This is a genomic window from Azospirillum formosense, assembly GCF_013340925.1.
Lineage (GTDB): Bacteria > Pseudomonadota > Alphaproteobacteria > Azospirillales > Azospirillaceae > Azospirillum > Azospirillum formosense.
In genome coordinates, this window is record NZ_WHOR01000105.1 from 1 (window position 1) to 18846 (window position 18846).

Here is an 18846-nt window from a genome sequence, read left to right on the forward strand (position 1 = left end):
AAATGGAACCCGCGTCCGGGGCTCCTCCCCGCCCGCCGCCCGCGACCGTAGGGGGAGGGGTGCTGCCCCGCCCGGGGCCCCTCCCCCCAACAGCCCCGCCCCCCATCATGCCGCCCGCCCGCCGGCTGACCCCCCCCCCCCCCCCGGCCCCGCCGTAGCGGCGGGTGGTCGAGCTGTCGGCCTGGGCGAAGGGCTGGAACAGGCGGGCGACCTGCTCCGCCGTCATGCCGATGCCGGTGTCGCGCACGGCGAAGCGCAGCTCGGCCTCTGTCTCCCCCGCCGTCCGCTCCGCGGCGGTCACGCCGAGGACCACGCTGCCGCTCTCGGTGAACTTCACCGCGTTGTTGACGAGATTGAGGAGCACCTGCCCCAGCCGCAACGGGTCGCCCAGCAGGGCGGTGGGCACGTCCGGGGCGATTTCCAGCCGCAAAGCCAGCCCCTTCTCCTCGGCGGACAGGGCGGCGGTGCCGGCCACCATGTCGAGCACGGCCGACAGGTCGAAGGGCACGCGCTCCAGCGTCAGCATGCCCGCCTCGATCTTCGAGACGTCGAGGATGTCGTTGATGATGCCGAGCAGCGCCGTGGCCGAGGCGCGGATGCGGGTCAGGTAGCCGCGCTGGCGCGGCGGCGGCCCGGCGCGCAGGGCGAGGTGGCTGAGGCCGAGGATGGCGTTCATCGGCGTGCGGATCTCGTGGCTCATGTTCGCCAGGAAATCGCCCTTGGCGCGCGACGCCTCCTCGGCGCGGTGGCGGGCCTCCTCCACCTGCTGCTGGCGGCGCGCGATCTCGTCGAGGAAGTGGCGGATCGAGCGGGAGATGGTGGCGATCTCGTCGGTGCCGCCGTCGGGCAGCGGCGTCTCCCGCCCCTCCACCCGGTCGAGCACCGCGTCGTTCAGCCGGACCAGACGCAGGGTCAGGAAGCGGCGCAGGTACAGATACACACCCAGCGCCACCAGGAAGCCCAGCGCCCCCAGCCCGACCAGGATGCGGTTCTGCGTCGCGGCCAGTTCCGACAGCCCGTCCGCCTCGTCCGCCGCCGCCGCGTTGATCCGTTCGAACAGCGCATGGGCGATCTTCACGACCTCCTCGACCATCACCAGCACCTGGTTGGTCAGCGCCTTGCTGCGGGCGATGGCCGCCTGCCGCTCCATCAGGCTGGGCAGCAGGCCGGTGGGGCCGAGCAGCGCCGTCTCCAGCCGCCGGTGCAGGGCGGCGAAGCGCTCCGCCTGCTCCGGCGGCAGCCCGGCGTGCAGCGCCGGCAGGGCCGACAGCGCGGCCGCCGCGTCCCGCTGGGCACGCGCGATCTCGCGCTGGAACCGGCTGTTGCCGGCGTGGGTGCTCTCGTTCAGCACGCGGTTGACCGTGTTGGTCCAGGCGGTCAGCGGCCCCAGCCGGTCCGGCGGCAGGGTCGGCAGCACGGCGGCGACCAGAGCGCCGGCCTCCGCCGACAGGCGGCGGGTCTCGTCCAGCGCGTCGTCGGAGCGCGCCGCCGCGTCGATGCGCTCGGCGACCAGCCGGTCGAGGTCCGCCACCGTCGGGACGAGCGTCCCCAGCACGCCGGCCAGCGTCGCGCCGCCCTCGATGTCGGACAGGGCCTGGGCCGACCGGGTGACCGCCGTCAGGTTGGCGGTCAGTTCGGCCAGCGTGACCCGCCGCTCGGGGTGGCTGGTGGCCCCGCCCAGCCGGGTCGCCTGCGACAGCACCTGCTGCAGGCCGCCGTTCAGCACCGCCCCGGTGGTGATGCGCGGCAGCGCCCCGTTGGACAGGTCCGACAGGGCGTGCCGGAATTGCGCCAGATCGTAGAGCGCCGCACCTGACACGCCGAGCAGCACGCCCACCATGACCAGCAGGCCCAGCCCGACGCGCCGCCCGACGCCGCCCCGGAAGGGCGCGCGCGGGACCGGCGCGGTCGAGGCTGGTTCCGTGGTCATCAACGCTCGGTGATGCGGCCGTCGATGCGGGGCGACACCGTCCCCCGGTCGGTCAGGTGCTGGGCCATGATCTCCCACAGCAGCTTGCCGCCGGCCCCGGCCCCGGCCCCGCCGGCGCCGGGCGACTTCAGCATGCCGTAGCCGTCGCCGCCCTGGGCCAGATAGGTGGGCAGGGCCACCGAATAGCGGGCGTCCGGGTCGAGCGGCTTGCCGCCCACCGTGACGGAGACGACGCGCCCGCCCGCCGGTTGCTTCAGGTCGTAGACCACCGCCATGTTGGACGGGTGGAGGAAGCTGCCCTTCTGGTTGTCCACCCCGGCGGCGCTGACCTCCAGCGCGTCGCGCAGGGCCTTGCCGGGCAGGGTCACGGCGATGATGGTGTCGCGGAAGGGCAGTTCGCGCTGGATGTCGCGGCGGGTCAGCACGGTCCCCGCCTCGTACTGGCGGTTGCCGCGGATGTTGCCGCCGTTGATGAAGGCCACGTCGGTGTTGAAATGGCCGCGCATGGCGTCGGCGATCAGCGAGGCGAAGGCGTTCTCAGCGGTGCGCACGGCGGCGCGACGGGTGTCGAGCGGGGTCGCCGTCGTCCCGATGTTGATGTCCAGCAGCTCCGACAGCCGGGCCAGATAGACGCCGACCCGCTTTTCCATCGCCGGGTCCGGCGGCAGTCCGGCCAGCGGCACGATGTCGGCACCGGCCAGCGCGGGCGGCGCCTTGCCATCGCCGTCCAGCCGCAGGACGAAGGCCGATCCCTTCACGTTGACGTGGACTCCGAAGAGCTTGCCTTTATCGGCCTCCAGCACGTCCTTGCCGGTGGCGGAGAGCTGGAGCAGCGCGTCGATGGCGGGCTCGCCGCGCAGCGCCTCCACCGCCTCCGGGGCGTTGTCCAGGATGGCGACCACATAGTCGGCGCCCTGGGCGCGCAGCGCGCGCGCCTCCGCCGCGATCGTGGCGGGCGGGCGCACCTCGATGTCCGGCACGATGTACTGGACGGTCAGTTCCGGCGAGATCGCCGAGACCACGCCGACTTTGCCCACCGGCGTGTCGAGCAGCGCCGACGGCTCCAGCCCTTCCATCACCTTGCCGGTGTTGCGGTCGATGGTGGTGGCACTGACGAAGGGGAAGCGTGCCTCGTAGCTGCGCAGGGTCAGCTCGTCCTTGCCGAAGCCGAGGTCGCGCTTGGTCACCGCCATCATGTCGGGCTGAAGCTCATTCAGCAGGTCGATCATGTGGGCGCCGCGGTCGAAGGTGGACAGGACGCCCGCGGTCAGCGACGCGCCGCCGTGCAGGAACAGGGTGTTGCCCTCCGCCCGCTTGGTGCGCAGCAGCGTGGCGAGGTTGGCGAGCCCGCCCTCGCCCTCCACCGGCTCGATGTCGGCCATCGTCGAGGTGAAGACGATCGACAGCTCCGCCGCCGACGCGGCCGGCGCGAATACGCCGAGCGCCGCGACGGCGCAGGCGGCCAGGACGCTACGCCAGCCGGAAAAACGCCCCATCCCACCATTGCCGCGATTCGGCATGGTTACCCCCTCCTGCCATCCCTGTTCCTTCAGGATGGTTCTTCCGTATTCGGGCCGGGGAGTTCAAGGCATATCCATGGATGCCGGGCAACATTCCGGTGATAAAAAAACACCTGTTGCAACAAGGGAAAAAGGGACAACCGGTTCAGGCGGCCTCGTCCTGCCAGGGATAGGACAGCGGAACCTCGCGGAAGGCGAAGCGGTCGAGGTGGCGTTCCAGCGCGCCCTTGAGGGCGGACAGATGCTCGGCGGAGCTGGCGTCCAGCCGGCAGTCCAGCGCGTCCGGCCGGGCCTGGAGCGTCAGGGTGGCGTCGCCCGGCCAGTCGGCGCCGCGGGCGTTGTGCGGGAAGACGACGCTCCCGGCCTCCGGCGTGTACTCCACCGTCAGATTGTGCGCCCAGTGCTTGCAGAGCTGTTGAAGATAACGGCTGCCGTTCGGGGTCGGGACGCGGACGCTGCTGGCCTGTCTCATGATCATCCTTCTGTTTGGCAACGGTGGTTCAGGGAAGACGTTCGATGCGCTGGGCCGCCTCGTCGAGGATGGAAACAGCGGCGTGCACCGTGTCCGCATCGACGCCCTCACGCCCCAGCCGGTGCATCAGCACGGCCTTCAGATTTTCCATGGCGCGGCGGATCGGGGCGCCGTCGGTGTGGGCCCGCCGGGTCGCCAGGGCGGCGAGGCGGGCGAACAGGGCGTCGACGGTGTCCTTGTCCTGGGCGAGCTGGGCGGTGCCGTCCGGGGTCACGGCGAAGGGCTTGCGCGCGCCCTCGGCGTCGGCCTTGGCGATGTGGCCCATCTCCTCCAGCAGCGACAGGGTCGGGTAGATCACGCCGGGGCTGGGCACATAGCCGCCGCCGGTCAGCTCCTCGACGGCGCGGATCAGGTCGTAGCCGTGCCGCGGCTCGTCGGCGATCAGCTTCAGAAGAACCAGTCGCAGTTCCGACGCCTCGAAGACGCCGCGGCGGCCGCCGCGGCCGCCACGCCGCTCATGACCCCAGCCGCCCTCCGCGGCGTGACGGCCGCCGCCGTGCCGGGGACCGCCGCCATGGGGTCCATCACCGTGCGGGCCGGGATGATGGCGGCGCATCCGGCCGCAAAAGGGATTCGGGAAAAACCTCATGACAGGGGCTCCACTGTGTTTCGATAGGTCAAAGATATATCGCGACATGTCGAAACACAAGCCCTGCCCTGGCGGTTTTTCCCTCTCCCAGGACGGGAGAGGGAAAGCGGGAATCCTCAGCCACGCTCGGCCAACATACTGCGAATGCGAACAATTCGCATTGACGATCCGCGGCAATCGGGACCACAGTGCGCCCGCCCTTCCGGCACAGGCCGTCCCGGCGAAGTTGAAGGAGAGTCAAGGATGAAGCTGACCCGACGCCACGCCCTCGCGATGACTGCGGCGGCTATCGGCCTCGCCGCCCTGGCGCCCGTTCCCGGCCACGCCCAGGACATGACGGTGCGGCACGCGCAGGGCGAGACCCGGCTTCCCGCCAAGCTCGACCCCGTCCTGGTCTTCGACATGACCTCGCTGGACACGCTGGACGCGCTGGGCGTGGCGATCGCCGGGGTGCCCACGGGGCTGAAGCCGCCGCACCTCGCCAAGTACGACGGGCCGTCCTACGCGAAGATCGGCACGCTGTTCGAACCGGACTACGAGGCGGTGAACGCCGCCGAGCCCGGCCTGATCATCGCCGGCGGCCGGTCGGCCCCGAAATACGCCGAGCTGTCGCGCATCGCGCCGACGCTCGACATGACGACCGACCAGACCGACTTCCTGGCCAGCTCCATCGCCAACGCCGAGACGCTGGGGCGCATCTTCGGCAAGACCGCCGAGGTCAAGCAGAGGCTGGACCGGCTGCGCGCCTCCATCGCCGAGCTGAAGGCGGTGGCGGGCAACGCCGGCAAGGGCCTGCTGGTCCTGACCACCGGCGGCAAGATGAGCGCCTACGGGCCGGGGTCGCGCTTCGGCATCCTGCACTCGGAGTTCGGCATCCAGCCCGCCGCCCCCGGCCTGAAGGTCGCCAACCACGGGCAGGCCATCTCCTTCGAGTTCATCCTGGAAACCAACCCCGACTGGCTGTTCGTGATCGACCGCGACGCCGCCATCGGGCAGGACGGCAAGCCGGCCCGGCAGTTCCTCGACAACGACATCGTCCGCCGCACCACCGCCTGGCAGAAGAATCAGGTCGTCTATCTGAACGGTGGCAACTGGTACATCGTCGGCGGCGGGCTGTCGGCGCTCCAGCAGGACGTGGACGATCTCCTGGCGGCGCTGTCCAGGAAGTCCTGACCCGTGAAGACCCTGCCAATCGCCACGCTCCCGCTGGCCACATTGGGCATCGGCCTGCTGGCCGTGTGGAGCCTGTTCGTCGGCGTCAGCGACGTGAGCCTCGCGACGCTGTTCGGCGGGGCCACGGACCAGGCCACCCAGGTCCTTCTGGTCAGCCGGCTGCCCCGGACGCTGGCCCTGATCCTGGCCGGCGCCGCCATGGCGGTGTCGGGCCTGCTCCTCCAGATGCTGGTGCGCAACCGCTTCGTCGAGCCCTCCACCGCCGGGACCGCGGAATCGGCCATCTTCGGCATGATGATGGTCTCGCTGCTGGCGCCGGAGATGCCGGTGTTCGGGCGCATGGCCGTCGCCAGCCTGTGCGCGCTGGCGGGGACGGGGCTGTTCCTGGCGATCCTGCGGCAGGTGCCGCTGCGCTCGCCGCTGGTGGTGCCGCTGGTCGGCATCATGCTGGGCGGGGTCATCACGGCGATGACGGAGTTCATCGCCTACCGCCAGGACCTGATCCAGTCGGTGCGCGGCTGGGAGACCGGGGATTTTTCCGCCATCCTGCTCGGCCGCTACGAGCTGCTGTGGCTGAGCGCCGCCCTGACCGGCGTCGCCTATCTGGCGGCGGACCGCTTCACCGTGGCCGGGATGGGGCGGGACGTCGCCACCAACCTGGGCATCGACCACCACAAGGTGATGGCGCTGGGGCTGGTAATCGTGTCGATGACCACCGCGGCGGTGATCGCCACCTGCGGCATGATCCCCTTCCTGGGGCTGATCGTTCCCAACGTCGTCAGCCTCGTGCGCGGCGACAACATGCGCGGGTCCCTGCCCTGGGTCGCGCTGATGGGCGCCGGGCTGGTGCTGGCCTGCGACATCGCCGGGCGGCTGGTGATCCATCCCTACGAGATCCCGATCGGAACGATGATGGGGGTCATCGGCAGCGCCCTGTTCCTCTATCTCCTGCTGCGGAGGAACGGCCATGCCGGCTGACCGCCGCATCCTCTCGCCGATGGTCGTCCTGGGCGGCCTGTCGGCGCTGACCCTGCTGTCGATCGCGCTGTTCATGACGCTGGGCGCGCGCGGCAAGTGGGACTTCATCCTGGCCTTCCGCGGCACCAAGGTCGCCGCGATGGTGCTGGTCGGCTACGCCGTCGCCGTGTCGACCGTCCTGTTCCAGACGATCACCAACAACCGCATCCTCACCCCCTCGGTGATGGGCTTCGACCATCTCTACCGGCTGATCCAGACTGGGCTGGTGTTCCAGTTCGGCAGCGGCCTTGTCGCGACGCTCGACCCGCGCCTGCGCTTCGGCATCGAGGTAGCGTCGATGGTCGTCTTCTCCGGCCTGCTCTACTGGTGGCTGTTCAACGGCGCGGGCCGCGGCGACAACCGGCGCAGCCTGCATCTGCTGCTCCTCGTCGGCATCGTCTTCGGCGTGCTGTTCCGCAGCCTGACCAGCTTCCTTCAGCGCATTCTCGACCCCAACGCGTTCCTGACCGTGCAGGACCGGCTGTTCGCCAACTTCAACCGGGTGGATGTCGAGCTGCTGACCGTGTCGGCGCTGGTCGTGCTGGCGGTGTCGCTGGTCGGCTGGCGGTGGCGGCGCACCTTCGACGTGCTGGCGCTGGGGCGCGACGCCGCGATCAACCTCGGCGTGGAGCACCGGCGCGCGGTGATGGCCGTGCTGGTGATGGTGTCCATCCTGGTGTCGGTGTCCACGGCCCTGGTCGGGCCGATCACCTTCTTCGGGCTGCTGGTCGCCAACCTCGCCTATCTGGTGGTCCGCTCGCACCGGCACGCGCTGATCCTGCCGGCCGCGGTGCTGCTCGCCGTGCTGACGCTGGTCGCCGGCCAGCTCGTGCTGGAGCGGGTGTTCGGCTACAACGCGGCGCTCAGCATCGTCATCGAGTTCGTGGGCGGTCTCGCCTTCCTGTTCATCCTGGTGCGGGGTTCGGCCCGATGATCGACGTCAAGAACATCACGAAGAGCTACAACGGCACCGTCGTCGTCGACGGGGTGTCCCTGTCCCTGCCCGCGGGCGGGGTGATCTCGCTGATCGGGGCGAACGGGGCGGGCAAATCGACGCTGCTGTCGATCATCAGCCGCCTGCTGCCGATGTCCTCGGGCACGGTGGAGATCGACGGGCTGGACGTGACCACCACGCCGGGCGAGGTGCTGGCCCGCCGCCTGTCCATTCTGCGCCAGGACAACCAGATCATGTCCCGCCTGACGGTGGAGGACCTCGTCGCCTTCGGCCGCTACCCGCACAGCAAGGGACGCCTGACCGACGCCGACCGCGGGCACATCCGCAACGCGCTGCGCTATCTGGACCTGGAGCCGCTGGCCGGCCGATTCCTGGACGAGCTGTCGGGCGGCCAGCGCCAGCGCGCCTTCATCGCCATGGTGCTGTGCCAGGACACCGAATACATCCTGCTCGACGAGCCGCTGAACAACCTCGACGTCAAGCACGCCGTGGCGATGATGAAGCTGTTCCGCCGCACCGCCGACGCGTTCGGCAAGACCATCGTGCTGGTGCTGCACGACATCAACTTCGCCTCCTGCTACTCCGACCGCATCGTCGCGATGCGCGACGGCCGGGTGGTGCACCAGGGGCCGCCGGAGGTCATCATCACGCCCGAGGTGATCCGCGACGTCTACGGCGTCGAGGCCCAGGTGATGGAGAACGCCGGCCAGCGCATCGCGCTGTACTACCAATAGAGTCTTTTAGAAGCGCGGCGGGTCGAAGATCACCGAACGGTCGATGTCGGCCAGCCGCGCCCGCCCGCTCAGCGCCATGGCGACCTCCAGCTCGGTCTGCAGGATGGTCAGCATGTGCGCGACGCCCGCCATGCCGCCGACCGCCAGGGCGTGCAGCACCGGCTGGCCCACCAGCACCGCGTCGGCGCCCAGCGCCAGCGCCTTCAGGATGTCGGTGCCGCGCCGGATGCCGCCGTCGGCCAGGATGGGCAGGCGGCCCGCCGCGCGGGCGGCGACCAGCGGCAGCACCTCCGCCACCGCGGGCAGCGTGTCCAGCGTCCGCCCGCCATGGTTCGACACGATGATGCCCGCCGCCCCCGCCTCGACAGCGGGGTCGACGTCGTCGGGGTTCATGATCCCCTTCAGCAGCACCGGCAGCCGCGTCTCGGCGCACAGCCAGCGCACCGTGTCCCAGGTGGCGGCGGCGTGCAGCATGCCCTGGAAGACCGGGCTGCCCGGCCGCGACGGGGTGAAGCTGTCCGGCGCCAGACCGGCCAGATTGACCGGGGCGATGCCCTCGGGCAGGCGGAAGCCGGCGCGCTGCTCGATGTTGCGCAGGCCGCTGACCGGCGCGTCCACCGTCAGCACCAGCGCGCGGTAGCCGGCGGCCTCCGCCCGCCGCACCAGGGCCAGCGTGTCCTCCGGCCGCGGCTGGGTGTAGAGCTGGAACCACAGCGGCCCGCCAGCCGCCGCCGCGACCTCCTCCAGCGTCACGCTGGACTGGGTGCTGACGGTCATCCAGGTGCCGGTAAGGCCCGCCGCCTGCGCGGTCGCCCGCTCCCCGTCGCGATGGACCAGCCGGTGGAAGGCCATGGGCGCGATCAGGATGGGATAGGGCATGGCCTGCCCGAACAGGGTCGTCGCCGCGCTGGCCTGCGACAGGTCGCGCAGCGCCCGCGGCATCAGCCGCATCCGGTCGTAGGCGTCGCGGTTGGCCTGCCGGGTGATGCCGTCCGCCCCGGTTCCCGCGATGTAGGCGCGGGTCGCCGCATCGACGCGCGCCGTGAAGTGGCGCTCGTAGTCGTGGAGCGAGACGGTGTCGGCGGGAACGCTCATCGCGGGAATCCTCAAGAAACATCCCCTCTCCCCTCCGGGGAGAGGGTTAGGGTGAGGGGGTTGCGCTTGTGCCGGACGTCCCGCCACGCGCATCCCCTTCACCGGCCCTCCGCCAACTCGCCAGCCCGCCACGCCAACGCGCGCAGGCGCGGGTCGGGCTGGTCGGCCAAAGCGGCGGCCATGCCGCGGTAAAAGTCGGGGAAGCCGGTGTCCAGCGCCCGCGCGAACCACGCCAGCGCCTCCTCCATCCGCCCGTCCTGGAGCAGCAGGCGGGCGTGGTTGAAGCGGCCCCAGCAGTCCCCGCCCTCGGCGGCGGCCTGGAAGAGTTGGCGGGCGCCCGCCCCGTCCTCGGCCACCGCGCGCCCGGCCTCGTGGAACAGGCCCAACATGTTCAGCGCCTTCACGTTGCCCCGGCGGGCCGCGGCGGCGTAGAGCCGGTAGGCCTCGGCGTCGTCCGCCGGAACACCCAGGCCGCGGCAATGCAGGTCGGCCAGATTGAACAGCGCCCACGCATCGCCCAGCTCGGCGGCGCGGCGGTAATGGGCGGCGGCCTGTACGGGATCGGCGGGCACGCCCCAGCCGTGCTCGTGGCAGCGCCCCAGCATGTTGACGGCGCGGGCGTCGCCGCTGCGGGCGGCGATGCGGAACCACTCCACCGCCTGCGCCTGCGCTGCCCCGCCGCGGTCGAGGCATTGCTGCCCCAGGGCGAGCTGCACGTCGATGATGCCCGGCCCTTCCGTGGAATGGGCAGCCGCAATACCGTCCATCACACCTCCGCCCAGCGCCGCAGCAGGTTGTGATAGTGGTTCACCAGGGCCAGCACGGACGGGTGCTGGTCGCCCAGCTCCCGGCGCAGGTCGATGATCGCGACGTCGAGGTCGTAGAGCATGGCCCGCAGCCCGTCGTCCTTGACCAGCGACTGCGTGAAGAAGAAGGAGGCCCAGCGCGAGCCGCGCGTCACCGGGGTCACCCGGTGCAGGCTGCTGGACGGGTAGACCACCGCGTGCCCCGCCGGCAGCTTCACGCCCTTGGTGCCGTAGGTGTCCTCGACGACCAGATCGCCGCCGTCATACTCGCCGGGATCGCTGAGGAAGATCGTGGTGGAGACGTCGGCCCGCAGGCGCATGCCGCCGGTGCCCGGAATGGCCCGGATGGCGTTGTCCACATGGTTGCCGTAGGTCATGCCCAGGTCGTAGCGGTTGAACATGGGCGGCAGGACGCGCAGTGGCAGGGCCGCGGAGTTGAAGGCCGGGTTGCGGCCCAGCGCCTTCAGGATGACCACGCCCAGCTCGCGGGCGGTGTCGCTCTCCTCCGGGATCTGCAGGTTGTTCTTGGCCAGCACCGCCTGGGAGCCCGCGGTGACGCGGCCGTCGACCCAGGGCGACGCCTCCAGCACCGCGCGGCAGTGGGCGACCTCGTCGGCGGTCAGAACGTCGGGGATTTGCAGAAGCACGGGGAGGAATCCTTTTGCAGAAGAAGTAAGGCCGGACCGGCTCCCGGAGGATGGTCCGGGAACAGGTCCGGCCTGGCCGGGATCAGAAGGTGACGCCGGCGGTCAGCATGAAGGTGCGGCCCGAAGCCGGCACCGCGCGCGAGGCGTTGAAGGCCGAGGCGTAGTTGCGGTGGTCGGTCAGGTTGTAGGCGTTGAGGGCCAGGGACAGGTTGTTGATCTCGTAGGACACCACGCTGTCCAGCGAGACCGTCTCCGGCACGCGGCCCGTGTTGGCGCTGTCGGCCCAGTATTCCGAGGCGTACTGGATGCCGCCGCCGACCATGACCTTGCCGGGCACGACGCCGGGGGCGAACTCGTAGGTCGACCACAGGCTGGCGTTGTGCTTCGGCACGTTCGGAGCCTCGTTGCCGACGACCGCCGGGTTGGTGCGCGACTCCCGCACCTCGCCGTCGAGGTAGGCGTAGCTGGCGTAGACGCTCCAGCCCTCGACCACCTTGCCGCTCACCCCGGCCTCGAAGCCGCGGATGCGGGTGCCGAGACCGGCCTCGGAGAAGCCGTCGGTGACCGTGCCGGTGGCCGGATCGACCGAGTAGGTGTTGCCCTTCTCGATCTGGAACAGCGCGCCGTTCACGCCCAGCCGCCCGCCGAAGAAGTCGGCCTTGCCGCCGATCTCGTACAGGTCGGTCTTTTCCGGATCGAAGTCACGCCCGTCGCGCGGATTCTCCGCCGAGCCGTTGGTGAGCTGCGCGGCGATGTCCACGCCGATCGGCTTGTTGGAGCGCGCGTAGGAGACATACAGCGACGCGTCCTTGGTCGGCTCGTAGATCAGGCTGGCCGACGGGCTGAGCGTGCGGGTGCTGGCGCTGCCGCCCGCCACCGCCGGGTCGGCGGCCCGGAAGGTGCTGCGGAAGTAATCCCAGCGCAGGCCGCCCTGCACCGAAAGCTGCTCGAACAGCCACACGCGGTCGGTGATGAACAGGCCGGTGTTGGCAACGCTCGATTCACGCACGCCGGTCGCCGGGTAGGTGAGGAAGGCGTTGGCCGGGTAGTTGTGGCTGGGGTTGCGGATGGTCTGGGTGTTGGTGCGGTTGACCCAGCTGCCGCCGCGCCGCTCGTCCTTCTGGTAGCTGAGGTCCAGCCCGCCGTTCACCTTGTGGTAGAGGCCGAGGAAATTGCCCTCCGCCTTCGCTCCGGCGACGTTCTGGACGCCCCAGCCCTTCTGCTTGAAGGCCAGGCCGCCGCCGGCGCCGTAGCCGATCACCGGGTTGCCGCCGTTCAGGAAGAGCGTGGTGTTGGGCGCGGTCGGCGCGCCGGGAGTGGTGGCGGCGAAGTCGCGCTTGTAATGGCTGTAACGGCTGTCGTTGTAGAAGGACAGGGACTTGCCGACCTCGTGGGCCAGGGTCGAGGTCACGACGTGGTTGTCGGTGTCGTCGCGGTCATGGTTGCGGACGTAGGAGGTGGAGCGGTCGAGGCCGAACTCGGGCGCCGGACGGAACGTGCCGTCACGGCCACGGATCATGGGCACGCCCATATCCGGGACCTTCTCGCCCTTCAGGTAGGAGTAGTTCAGGTGCCAGGTCGTCGGGGTGCCCAGCCCCACGCCGAGGTCGGCGGCGATGCCCTTGCGCTTGGCCTCGACCTCGTCGCGGTCGGCGACGTCCTGGTCGTGGTACAGGCCGTTGATGCGCAGCGCCGTCGTCTCGTTGATCGGCTGGTTCACGTCCACCGTGGTGCGGTAGGTGGGGCCGGAGCCGACCGACTGCTCGACCTTGTAGCGCTTGTCCAGCCCGGCCTTCTTGGTGCCCTGGTTGATGACGCCGCCGGAGTTGCCGACGCCGAAGCCGTTGCCCGACGGGCCCTTGAAGACCTGCACCGTCTCGGTGTTGAAGACGTCGTGGGTGTAGACGCCGAAGTCCTTCAGGCCGTCGGTGTAGATGTCGCCGCGGGCGGTCAGGCCACGGATGCGGAACTGGTCGCCGTTCTGGCCGCCGTTGCCTTCGCCGGTGGAGATGGTGATGCCGGGGACGTTGCGCAGAACCTGTTCCAGCGTCGTGGCGCGCTGCTGCTCGATGATCTCTTCCGGGACGACGTTGACGACGCGGGGCGTGTCCTTGACGGTGTCGGGCAGGCGGGAGATGCCGGTGGGCTTGGCGTTCACATTCCCCGTGTCGGCCGGACGGTCGGCGCCGACCCGCACCGGGTCGAGGATCGTGGCGTCACCGGCCGCGGTGCCCGGCGCGGCGCCGGTTCCGGTCCCCGTTCCGGCCGTCTGCGCCTCGGCCACCGTCGCCAGGGTGGAAAAGGACATCGCCAGCCCCGCCGTCGCGGCGGCGCCGGCGATGATGGGTCGGAGGCGGTCGGGAACATTCGATTGCAACATGAGGCTCTCCCGAAAAGTCGTCGTGGCGGATGCGCCGATCAGCGGCGGCTATCTACCAATCGGGGAGGCGCTCCCTTCAACGGCGATCATTCAGAATAATTCTAAATTGCAAAATTGCCGTCATTCAGCCTCATCGCATGCAGGGATATGCCGTTTGACGGCGGCCCGTGACAGGCTCTCCGGCGGTTTGCACCGCCAAGGGCCGACACCCATTTTTCATATGTGTCACAACGATTTAAAATGTCTTCTCAAGCGTTTTCTGAGAACCGCGTGGGGGTGTACGAGGCCGTACTGTTGCAGAGCGGCAACAACGATAATAAGAATTATTCTCAATGTACGGAGACGCCCCAGGGCGGACGTCGTTTGTTCGTCAGGTCGGACTCCGGAGCGCCGCCGCACCCTGCCCGAGACGGGCCTTCCAGAGCTGTTCGGCACGCCGCAGGGCGTCGGCGAAGGCCGGTCCGGTGGCGCCGGGAAGGGCGAACAGGGCGAAGGCCGCGGTGCCGACGATGATCCGCTCGGCCCGCGCGTCGCGCACGGCACCGGTCCACACCCCCTGCCAATATTCCAGGCTGGTGCCGCGCGGGCGCGGCGTCGGCGGCGGCTCGTCCATGCAGGCGGGCAGGATGAGGTCTTCCGCCTCGCCATCGACCAGACGGTGGATGGAGGAGGGTCGGAAGGGCGTGAACTGGGCGACGTCGCGCACGCTGCCCAGCACGGCCATGTGCTTCCAGCCGAGGATGCGGGCGGCGTCGCGGTGCAATTCCCGGTAGGTCGGCTTCGCCGCGCCCAGCAGGGAGGTCTTGGCCTTGGCCGGCTTCAGCAGATGCACCGCCTCGAACACGGCGGAGCGGGTTTGGGTCAGCCGGTGCAGCCCGATCAGCCGGTAGATCTGCGGGGACAGGGCGGCGAGCGGGGCGTAGGCGATCCGCTGCGCCGCCAGCGCCGCCGCGATCTCCCGCGCGGTGGTGCAGACCGGAATCCCCACGGTGGGCGCGATGAACTCGTAGCGGCCGGAGGCCGCGCTGCAACCCGTGCCGCCGTGCAGCAGCACCCGGTGACCCGCCTGGGCGACCAGCCGCGCCGCGTGGAAGAACCAGGGCGGGTTGTGGTAGTTGGGCGAGGTGAAGCAGGGCCAGTCGATGTCCGCCTGGATCGTCCGGCCCAGCCCGGCGGCGACGTGCGCCCGCATCGCCCGCACCATCCCGGCCAGTTCCGGCGCGGTCGAGCCGCGCATCCGCATCATGCCGAGAAGCGCGCCGACTTGGACCGGATCGGCCTCGCCCGCAAGGATGACGGCCATCGCCTCCTCCGCCTCCTCGGCGGTCAGCGGGCGCCCATGACCGCCTCCGGCGACGCCCAGCACGCCGATGTGGCGGGCCAGTCGGTCCTGTGCGGGGGCGTCCGGCGCGATGTTTTCCAACTTGGCGTCGATCTGCGCCGGGGACGGCTGCCCCTCCAGCAGGCCGGCGGGCCGGACCCGGAGCGGCGGTACGTCGATGCCGGTCGGCACGTTCCAGCGGGAATCGAAGGTTTCATCGCGCGCGGGGGGTTCCGCCGCCGGTTCGAACAGAGCGTCGATCCCGCGGGCCATCGCCTGGACGCGCGGGCGCAACGCTTCGGCGAAGGGGGTGGGCACCAGGCCGCGGCCGGAGCGGATGAACAGGGGATCGCCGAACGCCTCGCGCATCTGCCCCAGGAGCCGGCTGAGCGCCGATGTCTGCAGACCGAGGTTGCGGGCGGCCAGCGTGACGTTCCGGTTCGACAGCAGCGCGTCCAGCGCGACGATCAGACGGCCGCGGGACAGCCGATTGTCCTGGTCGCGGGGAACCGCCTTGCCCTGAGCGGACGCTTCCGGTTTCGGATGCGGCGTTCCGTCCTTCCTCTTGACCGTCATGTGAGTTCAGCCCGAATGCGGTTGCTTGGCCGGTTCACGGCTGCATACCATGATAATGATACGCATTCGCACATCAACGCAACACGCACGGAGCCCCCGTCCCTCCCGCGAAGGAAGGGGCCGGCGGCTTCGAAAGCTCAGTCCTCGGACGCTGCGGGCTTGGGGGCGGCGGCCTGTTCCGCCTGGATCCGCTCGACGATGCGGGTCAGCGCCGCCGCGTCCAGGGGGCTGTCCATGTTCAGGTCCTGGGCGAACTTGCGGATCACGCCGATGGCGCGGCGCCGGGTCACGATGTCGACGTCGCCGGGCCGTGTCCGCTCGACCACCGGCCCCTTGTAGTAGCCGCTGCCGACGCGCCACTGGCGCTGGCCGTCCGCCCGCCACTTGGTGCCGTCGGACAGCACCATGCAGCGGTTGCCCTCGGTGAAGGCGTCGACCGTGGCGATCCTCTCCGGGCCGGTCTGGCTGTTGTGGATCGTCACCTGATCCCCGACCCTGAACGCTGTCATTCCCTGATCATCCTCATCTCTGTCAGTCGCTGTCCGATGGCAGCCCGCCGGAATGGAGCCGCGCGCCCTGGTCGCTCTCGCGCCGCTCCTCCACCGCCGCCATCAGCCGCGATTTCGCGGTGGCGCGGCTGTCGGAAGCGCCGTCCGCCTTTGGTTGCCCCGGCGGCTGGCTCCGCGAGGCGGAGCGCACGCCGTTCAGCGCCGCCAGGAAACCGGTGGCCGGACGCATCGTCCTGCCGCCGCGCAGGCCGGGGGGCGGCCCCGTCGCCGGCGCCAAGGGCGATGCCGCCGGGGGTTGCGGCTTCACCGCGGCGACGGGAACGACCTCGGCCTCCATTTCCTCATGCGGCGCCCGCCGTTCGGCGGCCTCGGCATGGGCGAGGCTGGTGGCGCGCTCCACGACCATCGTCCGGCATTCGCCGTCCAGCGTTTCGTAAACGCGCTTGGCCTCGTTCAGTTCATGCAGGTCTTCCGTTTCCAGCGTGCGGTCCAGCGCGCTGGAGAGCAGCCGGAACTCCAGCACACCCGGCACCCGCGCCTCGTCCACCGCGCGCTTCAGCACGCCGACGGCTTGCAGGGTTTCACGGTCAAGTGCGCCTTCGGACATCGACATGCTGTGGGTTGAACGGCGGGATTACCCGAAATATCGGCTGAGGCCGGGCGTGGTCAAGTGCGATCCGGCACCGTTCCGGCTTCACCCTCCGGTTCGACCGCACCGCGTCTTTGCAGCCACAGGGCGACGAGCCAGCACAGCGCGGCCCAGCCCGCCCCGACGCACCAGCCCGCCAGGACGTCGGTCGGCCAATGGACGCCCAGATAGACGCGGCTGCATCCGACCAGCAACGTCACCCCCATCGCCACAACGAGCACATAGGCCTTCTGCCGCCTCCCTTCGACGAAGCGCGCCAGCATCGCGCCCAGCGTCAGGAAGACGACCGCCGACAGCAGCGAATGGCCGCTGGGGAAGCTGGCGGTGAAGACGATGTCGCCGTGGGGGACGATGTCCGGGCGCTCCCGCCCGATCTGGTTCTTCAGCAGGCCGCTGATCGCCATGCCGCCACCGACCGAAAGCAGCACCAGGAGCGACGCCCCGCGCTTTCCCCGAAGCAGCAGGAAGCCCACCGTCACCGCGGTGATCAGCGACAGCACGGTGATGCTGCCCAAAGCCGTGACATCGCGCGCCGCGTTGTGAAGCCAGGGCGGCCCCAGCGGCACCGCCGGATCGCCGGCCACCCGCAGCGCCATCAGCACCGCGCGGTCGAAGGCCGCCGTCTCGCCCTCGATCACCTCGCCGGCCAGCAGGGCGAAGGCCAGGATCAGACCGGCGCTGACCGCCATGCCGACGAGAAGCCTCAACTCGTGCCGGCCGAGCCTCGTCCAGAAGCCGGGTGCCCTCAATCCTGCCAGCGCCATCGCCCGTCCCATGCCTCCCGTCCGTCGCAGACCGGTTATGGGAACGCCGGCCTCCGGGGAAAAGGTCCGCCGGGCCGAAGCGGACGCCGCCGAATGGTCAACCCCGCAAACATAAAGATATCTTTATGCTTGCGGGGTTCCGAATGCGCTGCTACACCAGCCTCACAGCGGGCCGGTGCGCCCGCCCCTTTTCATTGCTGTCCTACGAACAGCCGCCCAGGAGACCCCCCGATGGCCGCGCCCGCCAACTTCACCGACTACAAGGTCAAGGACATCAGCCTCGCCGAGTGGGGCCGCAAGGAAATCACCATCGCCGAGACCGAGATGCCCGGCCTGATGGCGCTGCGCGCGGAGTTCGGCGAGACGAAGCCGCTGGCCGGCGCCCGCATCGTCGGCTGCCTGCACATGACCATCCAGACCGCCGTGCTGATCGAGACGCTGACCGCTCTCGGCGCGACCGTCCGCTGGTCGTCCTGCAACATCTTCTCGACCCAGGACCAGGCCGCCGCCGCCATCGCCGCCGCCGGCATCCCGGTCTTCGCCTGGAAGGGCGAGACGGAGGAGGAGTTCTGGTGGTGCATCGAGCAGACCCTGCGCGGTCCGGACGGCTGGACCCCGAACATGATCCTGGACGACGGCGGTGACGTCACCCAGATCATGCACGACAAGTATCCGGAGATGCTGGCCGAGGTCCGCGGCCTGTCGGAGGAGACCACCACCGGCGTCCACCGTCTCTATGAGATGATGAAGAAGGGCACGCTGAAGGTTCCGGCCATCAACGTGAACGACAGCGTCACCAAGTCGAAGTTCGACAACCTCTACGGCTGCCGCGAGTCGCTGGTCGACGGCATCAAGCGCGCCACCGACGTGATGGTGGCCGGCAAGGTCGCCGTGGTTGCCGGCTACGGCGACGTGGGCAAGGGCTCGGCCGCCTCGCTGCGCTCGCAGGGCGCGCGCGTCCTGGTGACGGAGATCGACCCGATCACCGCGCTCCAGGCCGCCATGGAAGGCTATCAGGTCGTCACGATGGACGAGGCCGCTCCGCAGGGCGACATCTTCGTCACCGCGACCGGAAACGTCGACGTGATCACGCTGGACCACATGCGCGCCATGAAAGACCGCGCCATCGTCTGCAACATCGGCCACTTCGACAGCGAGATCCAGATCGAGGCTCTTCGCAACTACAAGTGGGAAGAGGTCAAGCCGCAGGTTGACGAGGTCGTCTTCCCTGACGGCAAGCGCCTGATCGTCCTGGCCCAGGGCCGCCTGGTGAACCTCGGCTGCGCCACCGGCCACCCGAGCTTCGTGATGAGCGCCAGCTTCACCAACCAGGTGCTGGCCCAGATCGAGCTGTGGACCAACGCCGCCAGCTACGAGAACAAGGTCTACGTGCTGCCGAAGCACCTGGACGAGAAGGTCGCCCGCCTGCATCTGGACAAGATCGGCGCCAAGCTGACCACCCTGTCCGCCAAGCAGGCCGAGTACATCGGCGTGAAGGTCGAAGGCCCGTTCAAGCCGGACCACTACCGCTACTAAGCGGTTCCGGACGGATCGGAACGGAAAGGGCCGCCCATTGGGCGGTCCTTTTTTGTTTGGAGTGCGCTGTTGCCCCCACCCTTCCCACGGCTTCGCCGCGGGCCCCTTCCCTC

Annotated in this window: 17 protein-coding genes; 5 read left to right on the forward strand and 12 right to left on the reverse strand. The window is 69.9% G+C overall.

Annotated features, from left to right (window positions below; genetic code table 11):
- From GBZ26_RS15125 to GBZ26_RS15140, 4 genes are all read right to left on the reverse strand, one after another.
- On the reverse strand, positions 1-1930 hold a 1930-nt coding region (locus GBZ26_RS15125), incomplete at its 3' end, for a histidine kinase dimerization/phospho-acceptor domain-containing protein (protein ID WP_247884817.1).
- Complete coding sequence (locus GBZ26_RS15130; RefSeq protein WP_174439543.1) at positions 1930-3450, reverse strand: bifunctional metallophosphatase/5'-nucleotidase; 1521 nt, start codon at positions 3448-3450, stop codon at positions 1930-1932. The genes GBZ26_RS15130 and GBZ26_RS15125, both read right to left, overlap by 1 nt.
- A gap of 145 nt (positions 3451-3595) precedes the next feature.
- Positions 3596-3922 carry a DUF2218 domain-containing protein gene (locus tag GBZ26_RS15135; protein ID WP_174439544.1) on the reverse strand — a complete coding sequence of 109 codons (327 nt, stop codon included), beginning with the start codon at positions 3920-3922 and terminating at the stop codon, positions 3596-3598.
- A gap of 28 nt (positions 3923-3950) precedes the next feature.
- The gene (locus tag GBZ26_RS15140; RefSeq protein WP_246653837.1) at positions 3951-4571 is read right to left on the reverse strand and encodes a PadR family transcriptional regulator; all 621 of its coding nucleotides are present in this window, start codon (positions 4569-4571) and stop codon (positions 3951-3953) included.
- A gap of 243 nt (positions 4572-4814) precedes the next feature.
- On the opposite strand from GBZ26_RS15140, the gene GBZ26_RS15145 reads away from it, so the two are divergent.
- The 4 genes from GBZ26_RS15145 to GBZ26_RS15160 are packed head-to-tail and all read left to right on the forward strand — an operon-like array spanning position 4815 to position 8450.
- The gene (locus GBZ26_RS15145; RefSeq protein WP_174439545.1) at positions 4815-5744 is read left to right on the forward strand and encodes a siderophore ABC transporter substrate-binding protein; all 930 of its coding nucleotides are present in this window, start codon (positions 4815-4817) and stop codon (positions 5742-5744) included.
- A gap of 3 nt (positions 5745-5747) precedes the next feature.
- Complete coding sequence (locus GBZ26_RS15150) at positions 5748-6722, forward strand: ABC transporter permease (protein WP_222070168.1); 975 nt, start codon at positions 5748-5750, stop codon at positions 6720-6722.
- Entirely contained in the window at positions 6712-7695 is a 984-nt protein-coding gene (locus GBZ26_RS15155) for an iron chelate uptake ABC transporter family permease subunit (RefSeq protein WP_174439546.1), read from the forward strand. Before GBZ26_RS15150 ends, GBZ26_RS15155 begins: the two co-directional genes overlap by 11 nt.
- Positions 7692-8450: an iron ABC transporter ATP-binding protein gene (locus tag GBZ26_RS15160; RefSeq protein WP_174439547.1), complete on the forward strand. Its 759-nt coding sequence runs from the start codon at positions 7692-7694 to the stop codon at positions 8448-8450. Before GBZ26_RS15155 ends, GBZ26_RS15160 begins: the two co-directional genes overlap by 4 nt.
- A gap of 6 nt (positions 8451-8456) precedes the next feature.
- Here the strand turns inward: GBZ26_RS15160 and GBZ26_RS15165 are convergent, their stop codons facing one another.
- The 8 genes from GBZ26_RS15165 to GBZ26_RS15200 all read right to left on the reverse strand — a co-directional run bounded on the left by GBZ26_RS15165 (position 8457) and on the right by GBZ26_RS15200 (position 17209).
- Positions 8457-9545 carry an alpha-hydroxy acid oxidase gene (locus tag GBZ26_RS15165; RefSeq protein WP_174439548.1) on the reverse strand — a complete coding sequence of 363 codons (1089 nt, stop codon included), beginning with the start codon at positions 9543-9545 and terminating at the stop codon, positions 8457-8459.
- Positions 9546-9643: 98 nt separating this feature from the next.
- Entirely contained in the window at positions 9644-10312 is a 669-nt protein-coding gene (locus tag GBZ26_RS15170; protein ID WP_211104769.1) for a tetratricopeptide repeat protein, read from the reverse strand.
- A complete protein-coding gene (locus GBZ26_RS15175; RefSeq protein ID WP_174439549.1) occupies positions 10312-10998 on the reverse strand; it encodes a Fe2+-dependent dioxygenase in 687 nt (228 codons plus the stop codon). The genes GBZ26_RS15170 and GBZ26_RS15175 overlap by 1 nt, the downstream gene beginning before the upstream one ends.
- An 82-nt stretch (positions 10999-11080) precedes the next feature.
- Entirely contained in the window at positions 11081-13378 is a 2298-nt protein-coding gene (locus GBZ26_RS15180; RefSeq protein ID WP_174439550.1) for a TonB-dependent receptor, read from the reverse strand.
- A gap of 370 nt (positions 13379-13748) precedes the next feature.
- Complete coding sequence (locus tag GBZ26_RS15185) at positions 13749-15275, reverse strand: glycosyl transferase family protein (RefSeq protein WP_174439551.1); 1527 nt, start codon at positions 15273-15275, stop codon at positions 13749-13751.
- A gap of 137 nt (positions 15276-15412) precedes the next feature.
- Positions 15413-15784: a hypothetical protein gene (locus GBZ26_RS15190; protein WP_174439552.1), complete on the reverse strand. Its 372-nt coding sequence runs from the start codon at positions 15782-15784 to the stop codon at positions 15413-15415.
- Positions 15785-15806: 22 nt separating this feature from the next.
- Complete coding sequence (locus tag GBZ26_RS15195) at positions 15807-16397, reverse strand: hypothetical protein (protein ID WP_246653836.1); 591 nt, start codon at positions 16395-16397, stop codon at positions 15807-15809.
- A 53-nt stretch (positions 16398-16450) separates the two neighbouring features.
- Entirely contained in the window at positions 16451-17209 is a 759-nt protein-coding gene (locus GBZ26_RS15200) for a phosphatase PAP2 family protein (protein WP_174439553.1), read from the reverse strand.
- A 219-nt stretch (positions 17210-17428) separates the two neighbouring features.
- Here GBZ26_RS15200 and ahcY point away from each other — a divergent pair, with 219 nt between their 5' ends.
- Positions 17429-18733 (forward strand): adenosylhomocysteinase, encoded by a 1305-nt coding sequence (gene ahcY / locus GBZ26_RS15205; protein ID WP_174439554.1) that lies wholly within the window; start codon positions 17429-17431, stop codon positions 18731-18733.
- Positions 18734-18846: the final 113 nt, after the last annotated feature.